15 protein-coding genes are annotated in these 21,898 nt (G+C 34.9%); 6 read left to right on the top strand and 9 right to left on the bottom strand.

All coding sequences use genetic code 11. The features are described 5' to 3' along the window. Nucleotides 1-57: 57 nt before the first annotated feature. A complete protein-coding gene (locus CYTFE_RS25325) occupies nucleotides 58-1,437 on the bottom strand; it encodes an ABC transporter permease (protein ID WP_262505575.1) in 1,380 nt (459 codons plus the stop codon). A gap of 212 nt (nucleotides 1,438-1,649) precedes the next feature. On the opposite strand from CYTFE_RS25325, the gene CYTFE_RS25320 reads away from it, so the two are divergent. Next, entirely contained in the window at nucleotides 1,650-2,957 is a 1,308-nt protein-coding gene (locus CYTFE_RS25320) for an IS701 family transposase (RefSeq protein ID WP_027470370.1), read from the top strand. Here the strand turns inward: CYTFE_RS25320 and CYTFE_RS25315 are convergent. Together CYTFE_RS25315 and CYTFE_RS0106515 are read right to left on the bottom strand one after the other, a co-directional pair. Then, the gene (locus tag CYTFE_RS25315) at nucleotides 2,946-4,676 is read right to left on the bottom strand and encodes an ATP-binding cassette domain-containing protein (RefSeq protein ID WP_044263104.1); all 1,731 of its coding nucleotides are present in this window, start codon (nucleotides 4,674-4,676) and stop codon (nucleotides 2,946-2,948) included. The two genes, CYTFE_RS25320 and CYTFE_RS25315, sit on opposite strands and share 12 nt — an antisense overlap. Nucleotides 4,677-4,724: 48 nt before the next feature. Continuing rightward, on the bottom strand, nucleotides 4,725-5,159 hold the full coding sequence (locus tag CYTFE_RS0106515; protein ID WP_027471158.1) for a hypothetical protein: 435 nt from the start codon (nucleotides 5,157-5,159) through the stop codon (nucleotides 4,725-4,727). A 253-nt stretch (nucleotides 5,160-5,412) separates the two neighbouring features. Between CYTFE_RS0106515 and CYTFE_RS0106510 the strand changes: the two genes are divergently transcribed. Beyond that, nucleotides 5,413-7,560: a S9 family peptidase gene (locus CYTFE_RS0106510; RefSeq protein WP_027471157.1), complete on the top strand. Its 2,148-nt coding sequence runs from the start codon at nucleotides 5,413-5,415 to the stop codon at nucleotides 7,558-7,560. A 318-nt stretch (nucleotides 7,561-7,878) separates the two neighbouring features. Here the strand turns inward: CYTFE_RS0106510 and CYTFE_RS0106505 are convergent, their stop codons facing one another. Next, on the bottom strand, nucleotides 7,879-9,693 hold the full coding sequence (locus tag CYTFE_RS0106505) for a BamA/TamA family outer membrane protein (RefSeq protein ID WP_152541812.1): 1,815 nt from the start codon (nucleotides 9,691-9,693) through the stop codon (nucleotides 7,879-7,881). A gap of 279 nt (nucleotides 9,694-9,972) precedes the next feature. On the opposite strand from CYTFE_RS0106505, the gene hemN reads away from it, so the two are divergent. From hemN to hemH, 3 genes are all read left to right on the top strand, one after another. Further along, entirely contained in the window at nucleotides 9,973-11,352 is a 1,380-nt protein-coding gene (gene hemN, locus CYTFE_RS0106500) for an oxygen-independent coproporphyrinogen III oxidase (RefSeq protein ID WP_027471155.1), read from the top strand. 2 nt (nucleotides 11,353-11,354) lie between these two features. Next, a complete protein-coding gene (gene hemG / locus CYTFE_RS0106495; protein ID WP_027471154.1) occupies nucleotides 11,355-12,722 on the top strand; it encodes a protoporphyrinogen oxidase in 1,368 nt (455 codons plus the stop codon). A 293-nt stretch (nucleotides 12,723-13,015) separates the two neighbouring features. Then, a complete protein-coding gene (hemH, locus tag CYTFE_RS0106490) occupies nucleotides 13,016-14,020 on the top strand; it encodes a ferrochelatase (protein WP_027471153.1) in 1,005 nt (334 codons plus the stop codon). Between the two features lie 105 nt (nucleotides 14,021-14,125). Here hemH and CYTFE_RS0106485 read toward each other — a convergent pair whose 3' ends face one another. The 3 genes from CYTFE_RS0106485 to CYTFE_RS0106475 form a co-directional block, all read right to left on the bottom strand. Next, on the bottom strand, nucleotides 14,126-15,700 hold the full coding sequence (locus CYTFE_RS0106485; protein WP_154665624.1) for a hypothetical protein: 1,575 nt from the start codon (nucleotides 15,698-15,700) through the stop codon (nucleotides 14,126-14,128). Between the two features lie 69 nt (nucleotides 15,701-15,769). Beyond that, nucleotides 15,770-16,531: a glycosyltransferase family 2 protein gene (locus CYTFE_RS0106480; RefSeq protein ID WP_027471151.1), complete on the bottom strand. Its 762-nt coding sequence runs from the start codon at nucleotides 16,529-16,531 to the stop codon at nucleotides 15,770-15,772. A gap of 159 nt (nucleotides 16,532-16,690) precedes the next feature. Then, nucleotides 16,691-17,902: a hypothetical protein gene (locus tag CYTFE_RS0106475; protein WP_027471150.1), complete on the bottom strand. Its 1,212-nt coding sequence runs from the start codon at nucleotides 17,900-17,902 to the stop codon at nucleotides 16,691-16,693. 235 nt (nucleotides 17,903-18,137) lie between these two features. Between CYTFE_RS0106475 and ald the strand changes: the two genes are divergently transcribed. Beyond that, the gene (gene ald, locus CYTFE_RS0106470) at nucleotides 18,138-19,250 is read left to right on the top strand and encodes an alanine dehydrogenase (protein WP_027471149.1); all 1,113 of its coding nucleotides are present in this window, start codon (nucleotides 18,138-18,140) and stop codon (nucleotides 19,248-19,250) included. 274 nt (nucleotides 19,251-19,524) lie between these two features. On the opposite strand, the gene CYTFE_RS25310 is transcribed toward ald, so the two are convergent. After that, nucleotides 19,525-19,893 (bottom strand): response regulator, encoded by a 369-nt coding sequence (locus CYTFE_RS25310; protein ID WP_044213599.1) that lies wholly within the window; start codon nucleotides 19,891-19,893, stop codon nucleotides 19,525-19,527. Further along, nucleotides 19,880-21,889 carry an ATP-binding protein gene (locus CYTFE_RS28490; protein ID WP_052343042.1) on the bottom strand — a complete coding sequence of 670 codons (2,010 nt, stop codon included), beginning with the start codon at nucleotides 21,887-21,889 and terminating at the stop codon, nucleotides 19,880-19,882. Before CYTFE_RS28490 ends, CYTFE_RS25310 begins: the two co-directional genes overlap by 14 nt. Nucleotides 21,890-21,898 lie beyond the last annotated feature (9 nt).

The raw sequence follows: 21,898 nt of genomic DNA, 5'->3' as shown, positions 1-21,898 counted from the left end.
ATTTGGAATAATCGTATTTTAAGGAGTAATGATTGGGTGTATTTATTTACATGTTCATTACTCCTTTTTTATTCTACTGTAAAATTCTGAGAAATTGTACATGAGTTTTTTAAGTAAAGCCATTTGAAGTAGAATGAACAACAGGATATTAAAAAACCAAATGACAATGAGATTTGCCCATATAGTATCTATTTCAAAATCTCCAAGCTTTTTAAAAGGACTTAAAAAATGAGCTTTTAATAGCCTACTTTGAGGTTCTTTAAATATTGGGTCAATCTTTTGTACTAATTTTCCATTGTATTCAATGATCTTGCTGGAGAAAATATTACTGGTGTTTTTAACAAATTGTTCCAGTTCTTGATTGTGGTAATTCTTTTTTTGTTGATTGAACTGCTGTCTTTTGTGGCTTGTACTGGTTAGTGCTTTCTTTTTTGCGTCCAGCTTGTGATCTATATCGTTGAAAAGCTTACGATAAATAGTTTTTTTCTTGTTAAGATATGCCTTCACTTCATCTAGCGTAGCTTGATTAATTTTATCGTAGCTTAAGTTTTTTGTGAAAGGAATGTCTAATTTTAATAAACCAAAGGTATTTTCATCTGTAATTTCGTGCTTTAGTAATTCAAGGTTATATTTAATTTTTTGCTTTGAGGCTTTTGATTCTAATAATTTTTCGCACATATTTAATTTTACCTGCAGCGCAGGAACCCAATATTCCTTTTTAAAATGAGCTTCACTTTTAATCTTATCATATATATAAAAGTTCTTTTCAAAATCATTGTTTTTAAACTGATGAACTGTTAGGGCTTCAAAGGCCCAGCGGGCAGTTATGATTTCACCATACCAAGGAATTGTATCTGGATTGGAATATTTTGGATTAAGGTGATCGTAACTGATAAATACACCTGATAAAATAATTTGTGGAATAATTAAAAATGGTATGAGTATATAGATATTTACAGCTTGTTTAAAGCTGTCTGATATGTTAAGCCCTAGTATGTTAGCAAAGGTCGAGACGCTAAATAAAACAAGCCAGTACTCAAAAAACATTCCCTTGAGCTCAATAATATAGTTTCCAATGCTAACCAATAAAAAGGTCTGAATGGCAGATATAATAGATAAAATAAAAACTTTTGAAATTAAATAACTGAATCTGCTTAAGTTGAGAAACTCTTCTCGCTTTAGTATTTTACGATCACTGATGATCTCTTCTGAACTAACCGTTAATCCAACAAATAAAGCAATGATCACACACATAATAATGTAAACAACAATATTAGGGTTGTTCTGAAATATATAACCCTCGTTGTTGGTCGCATCTACATTGTAAAACTTGATAATGGAAGCCAATAATAGTGACAATATTGGGGTTTCAAGTAGATTGATTATTAAATACTGACGATTTGATAATTTGGATAGCAAATCGCGCTTTACAAAAATATTAAATTGTCTAATTCTACTTTAACAGATTAAAATGATCACTGAAAAAACGATAATTTAGTATTGTTTTTCTTTCGTAATAAACAGTAAATTAGTATATTGCAATTGAAACAAAGAACAAAACTCAAGTTTGCAATGGGTAACGGGCGAAAAACTTAAAAAAATATACGAATAATGGTAAAACACTGCTAGCGGTCAACAACCGACTTGAAGTGTATTTATCTGAATTTCAGCACCATTTTAAAAATAGAACAAAATCCAACTTCGACAAAGCTACTCAATACGTCGAAGGTCTAGCTTTAAGCGATTTGAAAAACATCGAACGCATCACTGAGACATTAAACGCAGACTACCATAAGATGCAGCATTTTATCACCGAATCCAATTGGGATGCAAGAGCTGTCATCGACCAAATAGCAAATCAGGTAGACCAATCACTCCCAAACCAAAAATTAAAAGGATTACTCATAGACGAAAGCGGATGGGTGAAAAAAGGTGACAAAAGCATTGGTGTTGATCACCAGTATTGCGGGAACGTTGGGAAGACTGCAAACTCGCAGGTTGCAGTTTTTGGTTGCTTGTGCACGGACAAATATGCAGCGTTGGTCGACACGAGACTGTACCTTCCAAGGTCATGGTGTACTAACAACGCCAGGTGTGAAACTGCTGGCATCCCCAAAGAGGACAGGGTTTTCAAGACAAAACCGGAGCTGGCTACAGATATTGTGAAGCACCAACTGGAAATGGGTATCGAGTTCGATTACGTTGGGGGGGATGGACTTTATGGCAATGACCTTGCGTTTACCCGTTCGGTTGAGGATATGGGTTTGGTGTACATGCTTGACATTCATAGCGATCAAAAAATCCACCTTGAAAAACCAGAACTACATATTCCAGAGCGAAAGAGCAATCGTGGGCGCCCACCCAAAAGGCCGAAGGCAAGCACCCCATCGGTAAACGCTAACGAATATATAGAAACGCTTACAAACAAGGACTGGAAAAAGCTTGACATTCGTGATTCTGCCAAGGGAAAGCTGAAGGGATTGTTCCATTTTAAGACAGTTTACATTTGGGATAAGGTTCAGAACATTGTTGAGAAACGGTTGCTGGTCATTTCGAAAAGAAAGACAAAGCAGGGAGTAGAAATAAAATATTCGTTCACTAACGCAGAACTTGCTCAATACACGCATCAGGCGCTGGCATACATGCAGGCACAACGCTTTTTCATTGAGCATAGCTTCAAAGAGCAAAAACAGATAGTAGGCTTGGATCAGTTCCAAACCCGCAAATGGCTGTCATGGCATCACCAAGTAGCCCTCAACTTAATGGTGGGCAGCTTTATGCTGAAAGAAAAACTATTGAATCAAGACGAAGTCCCATTGTTGTCGGCAAGAGACATTATGGATTTTATGGTATACAAATTTTATCGTGAAATGACCGATGAACGGATGCTGGAAAAACTGCAGCAGCGACATGAAAAGCGACAGCGTGACATAGACCTCTGTTATTCAAAGCAATAAATCTGTTAAAGTAGAACTAAGCTTATTGGGGATATTAAAGTTGACCTTAGGAAGGTCCTTATGTTGTTTGGGACTTGCTAATAATTCCTTCTTCTTTTGAGAGTGGAAGCGTTCGTTCCATTCGCGTGGCGATATTTTTCTATTGCTTGTAAATGAACCGTACTCGTCTATTACCTGGGATGTGACAATGTTGAGAATTTGTTCCGGATTTACATTTCCACAGGTATTGCATTCGCTTTCATGACTGTTGGCCTGTTTTATACTTGACTTAAAATAAGTGATGCTTTCCACAGGATCGCCATCATAAATCAGATAACCTCCATGATCTAATACCAGTAGTTGATTAAACATTTTGAATATGTCACTAGAAGGCTGATGAATGATCACAAATACCAGCTTGCCCTTTTGTGCCAATTCTTTCAGTAGATCCATGATGTTGGCCGAATCGCGTGAAGATAAGCCAGAGGTTGGCTCGTCCAGAAATAAGACTGCGGGTTCTCTTATCAGTTCTAAAGCAATATTTAGCCTTTTCCTTTGTCCACCACTGATTTTTTTATTAAGGGGTGATCCAACTCTCATGTCCTTGATGTCACTAAGCCCTAAGGATGATAGCAAATCTAGTACCAGTCGCTTGATTCTAAATTCACTATAATCACCAAAACACAACTTGGCGTTATAGAGCAAGTTTTGATAGACTGTGAGATTTTCCATTAGCAAGTCGTCCTGTGAGACGTAGCCAATAAGTCCTTCTATTTTCTGAGGATTCTTGTGAATATTAATATCGTTGATGAGTACTTCTCCGGAATAAGGTTTATATATTCCACTTAATATATTGGTTAGTGTTGTTTTTCCGGCTCCACTTGAGCCCATAATTCCCACAAGCTTGCCTGATTCGCTATTGAAAGACATGGGTTGAACCCCTATAGCTTTGTTTTTGAATTTGTACGAAATGTTTTTAACCGTAAATGATAGGGGAGCTGTTATATTATCGCTCGTGAATGTTCCAACAATATCACTGTAATAAAGCGGATTAATGCGACTATTACGAATGGAACATCCTGGTGTTAATACATGAATTCGGTCGGGATTCAATAACTGCCCATTTATGCTGATGTCGTTTTTGTTATTAATTTTTAATAAAAATAAACCACCTGATTTAATGCGCAGTATGCAAATTTCATTATCAACGTGCTCCCATCTTAAATGACGTGTTTTGCTGTTTGTGTTTTCTGGTTTACTATCAACTAATAATATATTTTCGTTGTCAATAATATCTTGTGCGCCATTAATCATGAATTGTTCCATTAACACGTACTCCAGATCGTCTATATGAAAAGTTTGTGCAATGGTACTTACAAAATCTCTTTCGAAGTGGCTAATCTCAATCCCGGATTTTAAAAATTCTATTAACTGAATGATTACTATCAGTTTTTGATAGTGCGTCAGTTCTTTGTTGATGGCATTGGAGATACGTAAAGCCTTAACAGAGTTGGCACTGAGGGTCGACCTGGATATTTCACTTTGTTGAAGCTTTGCAAGTTTTGATACGTGTTCTTGGTAATAAGACTCGTATATATCAAGGTACTCATCTACCATCTGTTGATTTAACTGATGGTTCAAAAAGTTCCTGACGATTTGCCTGCGCGATTTATTATCCTTATGAGGAAAGGCTATTAGAGCAAAAAGTTGTATTAAGGCTTTTAATATTCCTTCGCTCATGTTCTTTTTTAGTTAAAGTAACCAGTATAGAATTAATCTTATGTGTCTTTAATTTTCTTCAAGACTTTTAAAGCCAATATACATCATGGCCATCCCAGAGGCTGCTTGTTTGTTATCCAGTTTGGCTTCAATAATGCATTCAACTGATCCTGCAATTTTAAAGTCCCACATGCTGGTTTTATTGTACTCATCATTGGTGAAGAGTAGATTTCTATTGGTATCGTAAACCGAGAATATGATGGATTCATTGTTTGCTGAACATGCAGCAAGCCTATATATACTGCCATTTAAAAATGTAGTATGGAATTCTGCAACTTCATCTCCGGTTAAAAAGGCTCTTAGTGGTTGACCATTGGGTATAAATGGAGCTTTAATTAAACTTGAACAATCTTTTGGCTTTTCATCTTGCGAAGCAATGGATGATGGAGCTAATAAACCACAGGTTATAATAATAATAAAGGTTAAAATAAGTCCTTTTTTCATGAGTTTGAATGTTTTTTATCTATCGAATCTAATGATAGTTCATGTGATTACAAATCTTTTTTATAAACTATTAAACGTCCGGTAGAAATTATATATTGCATGTGATGCACATTTATTTCGATGTATAAAAATAGCTAATTTTATTAAAAAACAGCACAAAATTCGATGTTCCGCTGGAATATTATTCTTTTTTTAGAAAAAAATCACACATATTTAATCAAAAATAATTATTTAATATAGTAAAATAATACTTATGAAAAGGTGTGTCTTTTTGTTGTCAGTAATTATGACAGTGTTTTTGGTTCAAGCTCAAGGACTTAAGGAGTTGAGTTTGGAGGATGTGATTGCCGGTGGCAAAAATTACAGGAATTTTTTGCCTTCGTATGAAAGTTATAAATTTTTAGGAAATTCTGACAATATTGTACAAAATCAATCAGATAGTTTATTTCTGATATCCGGTAAGGGTGAAAAATCATTCTTTTTAGACTTGGATGCTGTTAATAAAAGTTTTGATCGGCAGCATTTACAAGCATTAACTTCATTGTATAATATCAAATGGATCAATAACCACACTTTCTGGGTGGATAATAAAGAGGCAATTGTTGTATACAATATCGATTCTAAAAAAATTGAGTATTTTTTGTCTTATCCTAAAAATGCAAAGCATATTCATTTTAATGACAAAGCATCTGCGATTGTATATTTAGAGGGGTATGATTTATATATTTCGCAGTTAAATAGGGAACCGGTGAAAATAGAAAATGGTTCAAAAGAAGGTATTGTATTGGGGCAGGCTGTTCATAGAAGCGAGTTTGGAATCGTGGATGGCATATTTTGGTCGCCCACAGGTAATTCAGTTGCTTTTTACCGAATGGATGAAACCATGGTTACAGATTATCCATTGGTTAATATCAACAGGAGAGTGGCACAAACGGAAAATATCAAATATCCTATGGCCGGAATGAAAAGTCATGAGGTAACAGTGGGTGTATATGACTTGGATACAGGTGATTTGGTGTATATGCAAACAGGTGAACCCAAAGAAAAATATTTGACAAATGTTGCGTGGAGTGGTGATGAGCAAAATATCTTAATTGCAGTCTTAAATAGAGCACAGAATCATATGAAGATGGAGGTATATGATTCTAAAACCGGACATTTTGTGAAAGAGCTGTTTGAGGAAAAAAGTGATACTTGGGTAGAGCCAGAAAATCCTGCTTTGTTTTTACCTGCTTCACCCAATCAATTTGTTTGGCAAAGTGAAAGAGATGGATATAATCATTTGTATTTGTATGATATCAATAAAGGTTTGAAAAAACAATTGACAGCAGGGCAATGGGTGGTAACCAGTGTGTTAGGATTGGATATAAAAAGTAAATATCTGTTTTTTGAAGCTACTAAAGATGGTGGAGTTCTAAACCGCCACTTATATAAAGTTTCCTTGAGTAACGGACGAATAAGCAGAATTACCTCTGAAATGGGTACGCACGTTACCAGTGTTAGTAAATCAGGAAATAGAGTAATTGATATGTACTCTAACCTAGAAACCCCAAGAATTATTCAGTTGCTGGATGTGAAAAAACGCTCCTCAGTTCAATTACATGAAGCTAAAGATCCTTTTCTTGGTTATAGGATGGGGCGAATAGTGATGGATACCATAAAAGCTGCAGATGGTAAAACAGATTTATACAGCCGTATGATTTTGCCTCCTGATTTTGATGCCTCAAAAAAATATCCTGTAGTGGTTTATGTTTATGGTGGACCTCATGCACAACTTGTTAAAAATAGTTGGCTGGGTGCGGCGAGAATGTGGCAACTTTATATGGCACAGCAAGGTTATATTGCATTCACAATGGATAATAGGGGTACTCCGGATAGAGGATGTGAATTTGAAAAGGTAATTCATCGACAGTTGGGAGAGGTAGAAGCAGCTGATCAGATGCAAGGTGTTAAGTATTTACAATCATTGCCTTATGTGGATGAAAATAGAATTGGTGTGCATGGATGGAGCTTTGGTGGATTTATGACCATTAACTTAATGGAAAAATATCCGGATGTTTTTAAAGTAGGTGTTTCCGGAGGACCTGTAACTGATTGGAAATATTATGAAATTATGTACGGTGAAAGGTATATGGATTTACCGGAAGAGAATAAAAAAGGTTATGAAATGACCAACTTAAATATGCGGACAAAGAATTTAAAAGGTCGTTTATTGGTGATTCATGGAGCCATTGATCCAACAGTTGTTTGGCAACATAGTTTATACTTTATAGAACAATGTATAAAAAACAGAAAGCAGGTTGATTATTTTGTGTATCCAAGACATGAACATAATGTGAGGGGGGCAGACCGTGTACACCTGATGCAAAAAGTAACTAATTATTTTAACGATTTCTTGTAGGTGGATTTTTAAAAGTATGTAGGCTTGTCGTTGATAGTTGACAAGTAATTTTTTTCATAATGCTTCTCCTTGGTTTTATATTTTAACCCGGATAATGTATTAGAACTTCGTAATAGGTTTTCTAATACATTTTCCGGGTTTTTAAGTTAAGGGGAAGTTTGGATTGTACGAATTTTACTGGTGCTAACATCGTTCCAGCTGCAAAGATCTAATTAATCATGTAATATGAATGGGATAGAGATATACACCTTCTTGTTCTATTATTGCCAGATTATCCTTTCCGGAAGAAGCAATCTTTAAATATAATAGAAAGCATTTTTATTTGTAAATATCAACATATGGTTTTTGGGGAGCAAATTGATTAAAGCTATTGGTTTGTTCGCTGGTAAGTCTGTGAGCAAATTCTTTACCGTCTGTGGGTATTCGTGGAAAATAGGCCAGTTGTACCTGAATGGTATTGAATACTAAGTGATCATTGCGGATTCTAAAACCGCCACCTATAGAATAGAATGGTTTGTTGTTGAAATATTTACTGCGATTCGAAATCCAGGCCATATCAAAAAAGGAGAAAAAAGCCATTTTAAATCCCAGTAATTCTTTGCTCGAAAAAAGTATATTTTCATTACTAAAAACAATTTTTTGTGTACCTTTAAGAAGGTGACTGCTATATCCTCTTAAGCCATTGTTTGATTGGTTGATATATATATAGTTAGGATAGCTGTTGTGGTATCCATTGACATAGCTGGCCGAAAGAAAAGAACGTAAGCGATGTACTCCAATACGATTGAGCGAGGAGATAAATTTTGCTTGCAATTTGATGCGGGAATCTTCTGGTTGCCCTTTGTGAAAAAATGATTGTATATCACTACTTATGTACAAATAGCCTTTATTGGGAATGAGTGTTTTTCCGAAGGAAAAGTGTGCCGCAGAATAATACCTGTTTTTTTGGTCGTTTTGATTGTAGCCAAAACTTAAGGAGCCAAGAAAACCATAGGGTACATCCTCCGTTCTTCCATAGTTATAAATAAGTTGATTCTTATAGAAATCTCGCTTGGAAAAGGCAACGGAACCAAAAATGGAGAAGTTAGGCTTATAATGGGGGAATTCCATTAGTGTATCAACCATGTTGTAATAATCCGAAAACATAGTCTGTCCTAGTATGGTAAGATTTGATCTATTGAAGAAATTTTCAGCATTTATTAAATATGATCTGCCAATCCAATAGTCTTGAATAAGATGATCGTGGTTGTTTAAATATTCATTGCCAGTGGATTTGTTTAAGTGATTGATTTTAAAATTCTTAGATATCTTAAAGCCTCCTGCATATTTTATTTCCGGAATAAAAAAATCTTTTTGGGCTCCAATACTTTGTGAATTTGAGTTGTATGTATTGTTGAATTCTGTATCTAAGGTGATAAAACTTCCGTATATATTCTCCCATCTCAAGTGTTCATAAAGACCAATACGACCATCTTCTGTTTTTTGTGTATTGATCTTATGCTCTACTTCTAATCCATATCCCAAGGCATTTTTACTATAAAGTCCAAATTGTGCATTGTTACCAGAAATGGACAGTCGAACACCATAGGGATAGCTATCCTGTGTTATTACTAATACATTTACTAATGAAGTATCAATAATGGCTGGCTCCACAATTATTAAGGCATCTGTAATAAAATTTAGTGAACGTAAAATACGTTCGCTATCCTTGAGTTTCCTCATATTAACAAATTCACCTCTTTTGAAAGTTAAATTACTTTTAATGATACTGGGTTTTGTCTCAAAGCGTAAATCATCCAAATGCTTGCCAACTTTGCTGGTTGAAATTCCAATGGTATCAAGAATACTCTTGGCAAATGGAGATATCTGTTTTATTTTAATGGATCGTATTATTTTATTAGTATACTTTTCATTTTCTTTTTCTAAAGCCGCAAAAATTTCATTTTTGGATATGTTTGAATCCTTTGATACAACAAGCCATTCGTAGAGTTTCTTATGTATGAAGCTATTGTTGGATTGTTGTTTTAGATATTTTTGAATCGAAATCTCTTTTTGTGCGCTTGTGTCTTTTTTGGTGCTGGTGTTTTGTGATTTAATTTTGTGATATGGTAAAAAAAGACCAAATGCTGCCAATAAAAATAATCTTTTACTGTAAAAAAAATAATGTGAATATGTATTGAGTTTTCCCAAAGTAAAAATATTTTTTTTGTTATTGTAGGCAACACTAATATATAAAGAAAATAATAAGCGATACTATGAAACTGCGAACAAATATTACTATTTTTGTCTGTTGGGTGTTCTTGCATGAACGAATGTAATGTACCAATCTATCCTATCTAAGTGAAATGAATGTAGTTATACTAATTTGAACCTTATAACTTCGTATCTGAAGGTTCATAAGTCCTTTACAAAATGAAAGTAGATAAGCAATTACTCAATAAATATAATGTTCCTGTTCCTCGGTATACCAGTTATCCTCCTGCGAATCATTTTACAGATGATTTTAAGGAGAGTGATTTTAAGCATCTTCTGGTAAAGTCAAATGAAGAGCATCCTCATAATATAGCCTTTTATATACATATACCTTTTTGTGCGCAAATTTGCCATTATTGTGGATGTAATGCATTAAAAATGGGTAGAGCTGAAGAAATAAAAAATTATATCGCCGCACTAAAAAAGGAGATTTCTCTTATTATCAGCCATATTAATAAGGATCGTAAGATTTCTCAGATTCATTATGGTGGAGGCACTCCTAATGCCATAAAGGCCAATTATTTAAAAGAGATTAATGATATTTTATTCGAAGCTTTTGATGTAATTGATAATGCGGAAATCGCGATAGAATGTAACCCTGCTCATTTGTCTTATTCGTATCTCGATGAGCTGTTTGAAGCAGGTTTTAATCGTTTTAGTTTTGGAATACAGGATTTTGATGAATGTGTTTTGAAGGATGTTAATCGCAAACCGTCTGCGTTGCCTGTTGGTGATCTGGTTAGGTATGTCAAGACTAAAAATAAGGGTTTTGCAGTGAATCTAGATTTTATCTATGGTTTGCCAGGTCAAACAGCAGAGAGTTTTTGTAAGTCGATACAACAGGCCATTGAAATAAGACCGGATAGATTGGTGACCTTTTCCTATGCACATGTGCCTTGGTTTAAGGAACATCAGAAAATATTGGATGCAAAAGGATTGCCTACGGCAGATGATAAGTTGGATATGTTTTTGTCTGCCTATGACTTACTTTTGAAGGCTGGTTATGTGTCTATTGGTCTCGATCATTATGCCTTACCTGAAGATGAACTTTGTTTGGCTCTTAATAAACATCAGTTGCATAGAAACTTTCAAGGGTATTGTACAAAGCGAACCACCGGACAAGTTTATGCAGTAGGTGTTTCGTCCATTAGTCAACTCTCTGGAGGATATGCCCAAAATACCAAAAGTGTGAAGGAGTATGTTCGATTGATCAATGAAAATATTATTCCAGTAGAAAAGGGAGTGCTGGTTAGTAATGAGCAAAAAATAATTAGAACGGTGATCAATGAACTAATGTGTAATAAATTTATTGATTGGAATATTGTTGCAGAAAATCTTCGGACTAATGTTGCCAGTATTAAAAAACTAATTGCTTATGACCAGTCTCTTTTAGAGCAGTTTAAAGAGGATGGATTCATAGATTATACCGAACAGTCTATAGGAATCACTGAATTAGGTACTATGTTTATTCGAAATATAGTTGCTTCATTTGATCCAGCTCTGCGTACAGGTAATAAAAGATATTCAAATTCACTTTAAGAATGACGGATAAAAAAGTTGATATTGTTGTTATAGGAGCCGGGTTAACTGGATTAACGCTGGCTTTTTATTTAGAGAAAGCAGGTAAGAAAGTGATTCTGCTGGAGAAAAACGAGCGGGTAGGTGGTGTTATCCATACAGAAGAAGAAGATGGTTTTGTATATGAAAAGGGACCTAATACTGGCGTAATTAGTTCCGAAGCCATTGTTCAGTTATTTGATGATTTAAAAGAAAAATGTGAACTGGTAACGCCCAAACCCCAGGCAAAGGAGAGGTGGATCTTGAAAAATGGTAAGTGGGAGCCTATATCATCAGGCCTGATACAAGCTATTACTACACCATTATTTAGGTGGAGAGATAAGGTGAAGATACTTGGTGAGCCTTGGAGAAAAAAAGGTACCAATCCTGACGAATCATTGGCTGAACTTGTGAAACGTAGAATGGGAAAAAGCTTCTTAGATTATGCTGTTGATCCTTTTATTTCAGGTATATATGCTGGCGATGCCACAAAGTTAATTACGCGGTATGCCATGCCAAAACTTTATAATTTAGAGCAAAATTATGGGAGTTTTGTAAAGGGATCCATCAAAAAGAAAAAAGAATCCAAGACAGCTTTACAGAAGCGTGTGAGTCGAGAGATATTCTCAGCTAAAGGAGGGTTGAATAAACTTATTTCTGCACTGGAACAAAGTATTTCGGATGACGCTATTTTTTGTGGGTGTCAACAGATTAAAGTGAAGAAAGAGGAACTTGGCTTTACAACAGAGTTTCATAGTAGGGAGGGAGAACAATTCAGGGTGAGTTCTTCTAGCGTGGTGACTACTTTTGGAGGAAAAGGATTGTTGGATATTTTGCCCTTTGTTCAGAAAAAATGCTTAAACCCCGTGGCAAATATTACATATGCAAAAGTGGTGCAGGTGGTACTGGGTTATAAAAAATGGAATGGAAAAAAAATAAATGCTTTTGGCGGATTGGTACCAAGTGTAGAAAAAAGAAATATTTTGGGGGTGCTGTTTCCTGGTGCATTGTTTGATGGGCGAAATCCTGAACAAGGAGCAATATTGTCGGTCTTTGTTGGAGGAGTGAAAAAACCTGAGATGATTGAAAAATCGGATGATGAAATTCGAAGTATGGTTCTAGATGAAATTAGCTCTACCTTAGAATCTGAAGATCAACCTGACTTGTTTAAAGTGTTCCGGTATGAGAATGCAATTCCTCAGTATGATATAACAACAAAAGAACGATATGAGGCTATATCGCAAATTGAAAATGAGTTTGAAGGTTTGTTTTTATCTGGTAATATTAAGGATGGTATAGGAATGGCAGATAGGGTGAAACAAGCCAGAGAACTTTCTGATAGGTTGTTGTAAAATAATATTATTAATAGGTATGGTCGCGGAATAGATCTTTTTTTTGTGATTTTGCTTACAATGTGGACAACTAGACAGACTTTTACTAAATTATAGGTGGAAACGAGCTATAAGAATTATTTTACACACACGTAGGGCGGATGGTTAGTATCGGCAAACTCCATATGACCATTGAAAAATAAATTTAAACAGATGAAACTGGCATGGCCAGCGCAAATAATTGAACACACAGGTGAATGATTAAAATTTGCACTGGTAGCGAAGTTTTGCTAATTTTTAATTAATTAGAGTATATGAAACGAGCGTTGTTAATAATTAATATTGGTACACCTGATAAGCCTGAAAAAAAAGCTGTGCGAAGGTTCTTATTTGAGTTTTTAAACGATAGATTGGTGATTGATATTCCGTGGCTTCTACAAAAAATATTGGTTAATTTGGTTATCATACCCTTTCGTTTAAATAATTCTACGCAGTTATATCAGCGCCTTTGGACTAAAAAAGGTTCTCCTTTATTGTATTACCAATCTAGCTTGGTTAATAAACTCAACAATCAACTTAAAGGTGAGTTTGATGTGTATTCGGCTATGCGATATGGAAATCCTTCTATGAAATCTGTATTGAAGGAAATACGGAAAAAAAATTATGAAGAATTGATTGTTTTGCCACATTATCCGCAATATGCTACATCTACAACACTATCCACAATTAATAAAGTAAAAATGGAACTTAAGAGTTGGAAAAGTAAGCCAGATGTAAAATATGTAAAGCAGTTTTATGATCATCCAGCTTTTATTAATGCTTTTGTTCATAATATTAAAAAATATAATGTTGATGCTTATGATCATGTTGTGTTTTCATATCATGGATTGCCTGATCGTCAGGTAAATAAGCTGCATCCGGGTGTTAAGAGTGTAGATTGTTCCTGTCATATTGCTATGCCAACGCATGGTGGTAATTGCTATAAGGCTACTTGTTATCAAACAACGAGACTTATGGCAAAGGAATTGGGGCTTGAGAAAGCTAGATATACGGTTTCATTTCAAAGTCGACTGAGTAAAAATTGGCTGATGCCTTTTACTGATCATGTTTTGCGAGATCTTTTACGCCAGGGAAATAAGAAGGTATTAGTCGTATCTCCAGCATTTGTGACTGATTGTTTAGAAACGGAAGTGGAAATAGCTTATGAATACCATAAAGAATTTATGGAAAATGGAGGTGAAAAACTTCAATTGGTAGAAAGTCTGAATGATTCTGAGATCTGGGTAGAGGGACTAGCTGAAATTGTGAACGCATATTAATATGATAATCTAACGATATTGTTTTTTTAATGAATTTTAATTAGCGTATGTGTTTGGTTTAGAGTTGTTTATGTGTAAGACATCAATCTTTAGGTATGGATCTTTTTAGAAATCGGTATAAATACTTCTGATAGATGTTCTGACTGCAAACCATAACATCTGGGTGTTTTTAGTTTCCATGTCATTTGTTTCTTTTCTTATTCTTAACCCAGCAGCAATATTGAAGTTGTTTTGAGGATTGATCAAGTAGCTAATGCTTCCTTCTAAATATATTAAATTGGTTTTTAATCCCTGTCCAATAGTGTGATTGTAATCACCTGGACGGTAGTCATTGTCTTTAAATATATTTTGTCCATAACTAACGCTATTCTCAGTATCCGAAAAATCTTTGCCATACATAGCAACCATTAGTTCTCCATTAAAAATAAACCGTCGGTATTGATATTTTACCTTGGATACACTTTCTCTAAAATTGGCGCCCAAGGGATGTGCTAATTCTTGATTATAATGCGCGTAATTGGTGATGGTTTCACGATGGGAATAGGTGTAGGGTCTCACTTGATTGTATTCTGTCAAAAAATCAAGCTTATTAATACCTAAAAAATTGTAACTTTTAAAACCTAACTGAAAACCTTGTTTGTTAGCCCACCATTTGCTACCGTTAAAAACTTCATCAAATTTAAATTCGCCCATTACAAACTGACCATAGAATGCACTGCTATTACCTAGTATATATTTAGCGTTTATTCCCATAGTCATGTTGTCTGGCGATCCCAATGAATATTCCAGGGGTCGAAAAAAGATAATGGGATTAAGGTATGATAAATCGAAGTTTCGTTGTCCCATGGTATCTTGTGCAGCCCAAACAACACTTTCAAACATACCTACAGAAATACGATTTCCAATATTCATCGTAAGATAGTGTGAGGCAGAATATTTGTCAAGATATCTGGCGTCGTTGCTTTCTAACTCCTTGCTTATATTATTTAAATCACGGTGTTGAGCCCACATAACATGATAATGAACCTTGTTGAAATCTGCGGAAAATTTAAGATATGGATAGCTAAATGAATTGTCGGAAAGCAGTAATGAACGATGACCATCGCCAATAAAATGCTTGCCTTGACCTAATTGTATATTGAACCATTTTTCCGGATTGAATGAAATAAAACCAGTGGACTGAGCATAGTCATGTGCATTGTTTCCATAGCTCTTACTTTTTCCTTGTCCGGGGACTACTTTTCTTTGTTCCACAAAATCATCTATGTAATTGGGGAAAACACTTTGGTTTTCTACAAAATCGGTGTAAAAGTAAAATTTATTTCCCAATGTGCCTTCAATAAAAACGCCTCTGGTATTGTTCCAGGTGCCTTTTCCCTCATTCATTTCATTTCCAATACTGAAATTAAATAGGGGATTTATTTTAATGGATACATCTTTATTCTCCCATGCTAATAAATCATCGTGAAAAATGCGTTGCCAAAAATTCAAATCTCCACTTGGTGTTGCTAATCCGTCCTTTAGCAAGGAGTCAACATTCAGCATTGTGTTTAAGGCGTCCATATTAAAGGAACGTACTGATGTGTGGATATGTGTTCCTGGGCGATAAATTTCGCGTTCAAGGGGATTGAAATAGGTATTGTTATAGTGACTTATTTCCTGGGCCGATAATGGGTGCATGTGCATAATTATAGCGACCATGACTAATGTGTATATAAGCTTCATTATTTATTATCTTTGATGCACTACTTATTTTGGACTTCGGTTGTTATATATGAATTGAGGTAATTTAGAAATATTTTTCCATATTACAGAAAATATATTACCTGCTTTGTTTTTTCTTAATGCACGAATATCTTCTTTTGTTTTTAAAAGTATGTTTTTAATGTTTTTATTACTGGTGCCTCCCACGCGCATACGTGTAATAACCATGGGGGTGTATGTTGTCCTGTATTTGGAGTTGGAGAATAAACGTAGGATAAAATCGTAATCGGCAGCAATCTTATAATTCAAATTAAATGAGCCTATTTCATTGTAAATTTGTCTTTTTATGAACAGTGTGGGGTGAGGGGGCATCCAGCCCATTTTTAAAAGAGATGGTTTAAACGATTTGCTTTGCCAATACCTTATCACTTTGGTCGGATCATTTACTTGAACGTATTCTAAGTCTCCATATATCACATCCGCGTTGTTGTTTTTCAGTGCACCTACCATTGTCTCAATAGTTGTGTCATCGTCAAAAAGGTCATCTGCATGCAAAAAACCAACGATATCACCAGTGGACATTTGTATTCCTTTGTTGAGAGCGTCATATATTCCCTTGTCGGGCTCCGAAACAAACTGATGAATAAATGGACGATATTGATTAATAATATCAACCGTTTCATCACTTGATTTTCCATCCACAACAATAAACTCAATATGTGGATAGGTTTGATTAATCACCGATAGAATGGCGCTTTCAAGCGTTTTCCCGGCATTGTAGGTAGCTGTTATGATAGAAATGGTCATTGCAAGGTTTTAATTACAGTGCACAAAAATGAGTGCTTTAATTAATAAATACAACTTTTTTGTAAATCTTATATTCGAATTTCGCGTGCTTGCTAATTCTTTCTTTGGGATGGAGTTAAATATAAATGATCACAGTTTGTTGTTTTAATGTGTGTATATTTATCGTGGCCATACTTCCATCCATACTCCAAAAATAGCTTGTTCGTTAGGCGGAGTAAGATTGATAAAACCTTTTTTTATTTCGTGTTGTTGGTTGATAATGAGTGGTTTTTTTTGACTATTGTCGTCAATAAAGTGATTCCATTCGCCTATGGAAAAAGATGATACATTCCAAAAACCAATGGAACTTTTATCTATAAATTTTGGTAGTGAAATATTGACTAATCCCATATTATATCGCCAATTGATATCAATACAGGGATGAATTTTTAATTGTCCATCCGTATTTTTAAAAACGATGGCATCAATACCTATCGGTCCTTCATAATAGGAGTGAGGAGATAGGCATTTTAATGCTTCTATAAGGATAGAGGAAGCTTTATTAAGATCGGCCCTTTTGAGAAAACGACTGATGTCATCTTCTTTGTGAGGCCAATGAATGTGTCCGCCAATAAAATGCCCCTTTTTGTCATTAATAAAATAGGAGATGCCTTCAAAGTTAATTTCTCCACCTTTCCTAATTGTCAGTTGAAAAGAGAAATCGAATACCTTGTTCAGTAATGGCTCTGCCGTTATAAAGCCTTGTCGTTGAAGTGCGCCTTGTATCCAAGGGTAGTTAAGAGGCAGTTGCTTTTGAGGATCGATGACATGGATTCCTCTTCCTGATGAACTCCAGGGCATCTTTAAAATCGCTGATGTTTGTGTACGCATCCACTGCTTAAAATCTTCCAGTGTGCTAATGGATATGGCAGGGTGTGGTATTTCAATGAAAGGATGTATTCCATTGTTTTGGCTAATAATTGATTGTACTTTATTCGTCGTATTTCTACTAAAAAAGGCTTTACTGCCTTCTTTCCAGCTATAGTTGGGTGATGCTTTGAAGTCTGTTGCGCTTTGTTCTTTTAGGTGTTTTGTTTTATGATGTATAACTGGATTCCAACTCCAAGGTTTGACATAGTTGATATTATTAATTTTTTGATTGAGAGAACTAATATAGCGCATCTTTTCAAGTCCTAGAGAATGCCATAGTTCTAGGAATTGTGGATTAGGCAATTGGGGGCTTAGGATTATATCATTATCGGAAGCAAAAAATGAAGTAAGAAAAGCCAAGTCACTTTCAAAACTTCTTAGTTTTTTAGGAGGCATGTAACTAATCATACCATTGGCAATGGCTATTTCCCCTGTTGGGTTATAAATAAAAATATCTGACATAAATATATAGTCCTATGTTTTTAATGGGGTGTTGCTGTTAAAAAGTACTATTTTTTTAATGTTGATACTAGAAAATAAGGGGTGTTGTTCTTCTTTTGTTTGTATGTTTTGTAAAAACATGACAATAAACAGTATTTATGCGTGACAATATTCATTGTGAGAAAACAAAGTAATCCCTTATTTTGAAAATACAAAAGTACATAAATCTATTAATAATATTTTAAAGTCAAAAGCGATGATTATAGGTGTTCCAAAGGAAATTAAACCTGCTGAAAATAGGGTAGGTATGACTCCAGCTGGGGTGTTGGAGTGTGTTAAAGTAGGTCATACCGTGTATGTTCAAGCAACGGCGGGAGAAGGTACTGATTTTTATGATGATGATTACGTAAAGGCAGGAGCTACTATTTTACCCACAATAGAAGAGGTATATGCTATTGCAGAGATGATCGTTAAGGTTAAAGAGCCTATTGAACAAGAGTATAAATTGATCAAAGAAAATCAGTTATTGTTCACTTATTTTCATTTTGCGTCGTGTGAGCCATTAACAAAGGCCATGATTAATCAGAAAGCCATCTGTTTAAGCTATGAAACTGTTGAAACAGCGGATAAGAAATTGCCATTATTGATACCGATGTCGGAGGTAGCAGGTAGGATGGCTACTCAAGAGGGAGCTAAATACCTGGAAAGAACCTATAAAGGACGTGGATTATTGCTAGGTGGTGTTCCTGGAGTTCGTCCGGCAAAAGTACTTGTTATTGGAGGTGGAGTTGTTGGTACGCAAGCGGCTAAAATAGCCGCAGGTATGGGAGCTGATGTTACAATAATGGATAAAAACTTAGAACGTCTGCGTTATTTGGATGATGTGATGCCTGCTAATGTCAAAACACTTGCTGCCAATGAAATGTTGGTTCGAGAAATGGTTCGGAAAGTAGATTTGATTATAGGCGCCGTATTGATTCCCGGAGCAAAGGCTCCTAAACTGGTTACACGTGATATGTTACCTACTATGAAACAAGGTTGTGTATTGGTGGATGTTGCCATCGATCAAGGGGGATGTTTTGAGACATCAAAACCTACCACCCATAGTGAACCCACTTATATTATTGATGATATAATTCATTATACTGTGGCTAATATGCCAGGGGCCGTTCCTTTAACATCTACTTTAGCATTAACCAATGCCACATTGCCTTATGCTATAGAACTTGCAAATAAAGGTTGGAAAAAAGCTTGCCAAGACAATTCAGCATTAAAATTAGGGCTGAATATTGTGAAAGGAGATGTGGTTTATGAAGGTGTTTCAAGTGCATTTGATTTACCATACCGTCCGGTAGAAGAAGTATTGTAGTAAAAAAACATGTTTGAATTTATAATTAGTCTTTGCAAGAAAACTCCAAATACTGCGTTATTCTCAATTTTGAAACAGTCATTTACCATCAGTAAACTCCTTGGTTTCAAAAATATCGAAAGCCTTGTCTTTGATGCTTTCTTATCAAAGACAGAAAAAACAGTCGTTTTCTTGCAGCCACTAATTACTGAATAATATTCATACTTTATTTAAACAAACAGTTTTTTTAGCTAATAGAATATGCGAGAGGGGTTTCTTGATAGGAGAAATCCCTTTAATGCGATACTGCTTTTTCCAATTCTAAACCTATTTCTTTTAAGTTAAATGGCTTTCTGAAGTGCTTTTTTATGGTTCCTTTTTCTATAAACTCTTGAATTTTATCAGTGATATCAAAGCCTGACAAAATATAATAAACGATATTCGGGTATATTTCTTTGGCTTTACTTATGAATTCCTCTCCATTCATATATGGCATTCTCATATCGCTAACCACAATTTGTATATCACTCTCTTGGGCTAAAATTTCTAAGCCTTGTACACCGTTTTGTGCAGTGAAAATTTGGTATTTTTTTTCCAAATTAATTTTAAATAATCGAAGATTAATATCTTCATCGTCTATGTATAAAATCTTAATTTTTGGCATTTTTTGTGGGAATTAGTGGTAATGTTATAATAGCTGTAGTGCCTTTCTTTAATTCTGATTTAAACTGTAATTTTCCTTTGTGTTCTTCAATTATTCGATAGGTGATGGATAAACCAAGTCCTGATCCTTGACCTGGTTCTTTAGTGGTGAAAAACGGATCTGTAATTTTATCTAAAATATCACTTTGTATCCCTTCACCATTGTCTTTAATTTCGATGATTAATGATTGATCAAGTGTTGTTGTGGTAACAGTTATTATACCATCTTTTTTTATAGCTTGACATGCATTGGTAAGAATATTGATAAATACCTGATGCAGTTTTCCTACATTTCCTGAAACAATAGACGATTCTGCGGTGTAGTTTTTCACCATCTCAATGCGGTTTTTGAGCAAGTGCTTGATCATTAATATACTATTGTCTAATATGGAATGAAGATCGCATTTTTCATCGAAAGTATTTTGAGTTCTGCTAAACTGATTCAATCCTGATACAATATCGGCAGCCCTGTCAACGCCTGTTTTAATGCTATCCATTAGTAATTGAACATCTTCATCTTCAATTTTATTTTCCTGAAAATAAAAATCAAGCCCTGTATATCCTCCTAAAATATAATTTAAAGGATTGTTAATTTCATGTGCCACACCGGCCGTGAGAATACCAAGGGAAGCCATTTTTTCCTGCTGAATTAAAGTTGATTGGGTTTCTTTTAATTTTTCAATCGTTTCTTCCAACTCATGTGTTCGTTTTTTGACTACGGTTTCTAATCTCATATTTTTTATCATCAAATGATGACTGTACAATTTAGTGATAAGTGCAATGATTAATATACTAAGTAAGCAATATGAGATATAGGCCCATTTGGTTTGATACCATGCCGGCTTAACAATAAATGAATAGGTTTCGATATTGCTAATTGTACCAAATACATTTTTTGCCTTTACTTTAAATTTTAGTTTGCCATGCGGAATATTTGTATAAACTGCTGACGGTTCTGAAGACCAAGGGCTCCAATCGTTATCGAAACCTTCCATCATATAGCTATATTGGTTTTGGGAGGAAGATTCGAAATAGCAAGCGCTAAAATTTATCTTTAGGGAGTTGTATTTGTTATCCAAAGTTGGTACTAATGTTTGGGGTTGGCTATTAAATATCTTATGCTCTTCCTTTTTGAAAAAAGTTCCATCAAATAAAAGAGAATCATTGGAAGAAATAACCACTTTACGTATAAGTACATTGAATGGGCGATTGTAATCTTTTTCGATTTGCCGATCAAATATGCAAAAGGATTCAAATTGTCCGATGTTTAAATATCTTTTATTTTCTACCGAAATAGAGCTGATGGCTCCTAGTTTTAAAAACGGTTTCCAGTCAAAATACGCTTTGTTATTGTCAACACTCAATACCCCTGTTTTATTCCCAGTAATAAAATAAGAAGTGCTATCAATTTGTTTGATCATGCTAACAGCACTTGAATCCTTGGTAAATGTGTCACCCCAAAAACTGTCATGTGTAAAATGAATGAGTGAATCAGAGCCGCCCATAGGGGGTAATACCACTTTGTATATTCCCTTTTGTGTGCCAATATTTATTTTTTGATTAAAATTGGTTATAAATGGTTCTTGTATTTCTTTTGGTAAACCATTTTTTTCGGTGAAGCGCGTGATTTGATATTCTTTTAGATCCTTATCTTTGAATCGAATCAGAAATATCCCTTCATTATAGGAAGCTAACCATAAATTGCCATCTTTATCAAATGCCATGGATACAATCTGACTAATATTATTATTCTGAATATTCAAAGTGTCGGTTAGTTGCAGGTACCTACCAGAATCTGTTTCTTTAAATGAACAGATTACAACTGCCAGTTTTTGTCCCAATGCTATCTTGTTAGGATATTGCTTATCATAGGCGGCACAAAATACTCTTAACCCTCTGTAAAAGTGATTTACTTTATCTTTGATTACTTCATCAACACCATACCAATTGGCTACCAATAAATGCCC

It is taken from the genome of Saccharicrinis fermentans DSM 9555 = JCM 21142, from assembly GCF_000517085.1.
In the GTDB taxonomy this organism is placed as follows: domain Bacteria; phylum Bacteroidota; class Bacteroidia; order Bacteroidales; family Marinilabiliaceae; genus Saccharicrinis; species Saccharicrinis fermentans.
This window is presented reverse-complemented; position numbering and strand designations above follow the sequence as displayed.

Excerpts from the sequence above, each read along its gene's own strand:
- CYTFE_RS25315 (WP_044263104.1), bottom strand. The coding sequence starts at position 4,676 with ATGAGCGAAGGAATATTAAAAGCCTTAATACAACTTTTTGCTCTAATA.
- CYTFE_RS0106515 (WP_027471158.1), bottom strand. The coding sequence starts at position 5,159 with ATGAAAAAAGGACTTATTTTAACCTTTATTATTATTATAACCTGTGGT.
- CYTFE_RS0106510 (WP_027471157.1), top strand. The coding sequence starts at position 5,413 with ATGAAAAGGTGTGTCTTTTTGTTGTCAGTAATTATGACAGTGTTTTTG.
- hemN (WP_027471155.1), top strand. The coding sequence starts at position 9,973 with ATGAAAGTAGATAAGCAATTACTCAATAAATATAATGTTCCTGTTCCT.
- hemG (WP_027471154.1), top strand. The coding sequence starts at position 11,355 with ATGACGGATAAAAAAGTTGATATTGTTGTTATAGGAGCCGGGTTAACT.
- hemH (WP_027471153.1), top strand. The coding sequence starts at position 13,016 with ATGAAACGAGCGTTGTTAATAATTAATATTGGTACACCTGATAAGCCT.
- CYTFE_RS0106485 (WP_154665624.1), bottom strand. The coding sequence starts at position 15,700 with ATGCACCCATTATCGGCCCAGGAAATAAGTCACTATAACAATACCTAT.
- CYTFE_RS0106480 (WP_027471151.1), bottom strand. The coding sequence starts at position 16,531 with ATGACCATTTCTATCATAACAGCTACCTACAATGCCGGGAAAACGCTT.
- CYTFE_RS0106475 (WP_027471150.1), bottom strand. The coding sequence starts at position 17,902 with ATGTCAGATATTTTTATTTATAACCCAACAGGGGAAATAGCCATTGCC.
- ald (WP_027471149.1), top strand. The coding sequence starts at position 18,138 with ATGATTATAGGTGTTCCAAAGGAAATTAAACCTGCTGAAAATAGGGTA.
- CYTFE_RS25310 (WP_044213599.1), bottom strand. The coding sequence starts at position 19,893 with ATGCCAAAAATTAAGATTTTATACATAGACGATGAAGATATTAATCTT.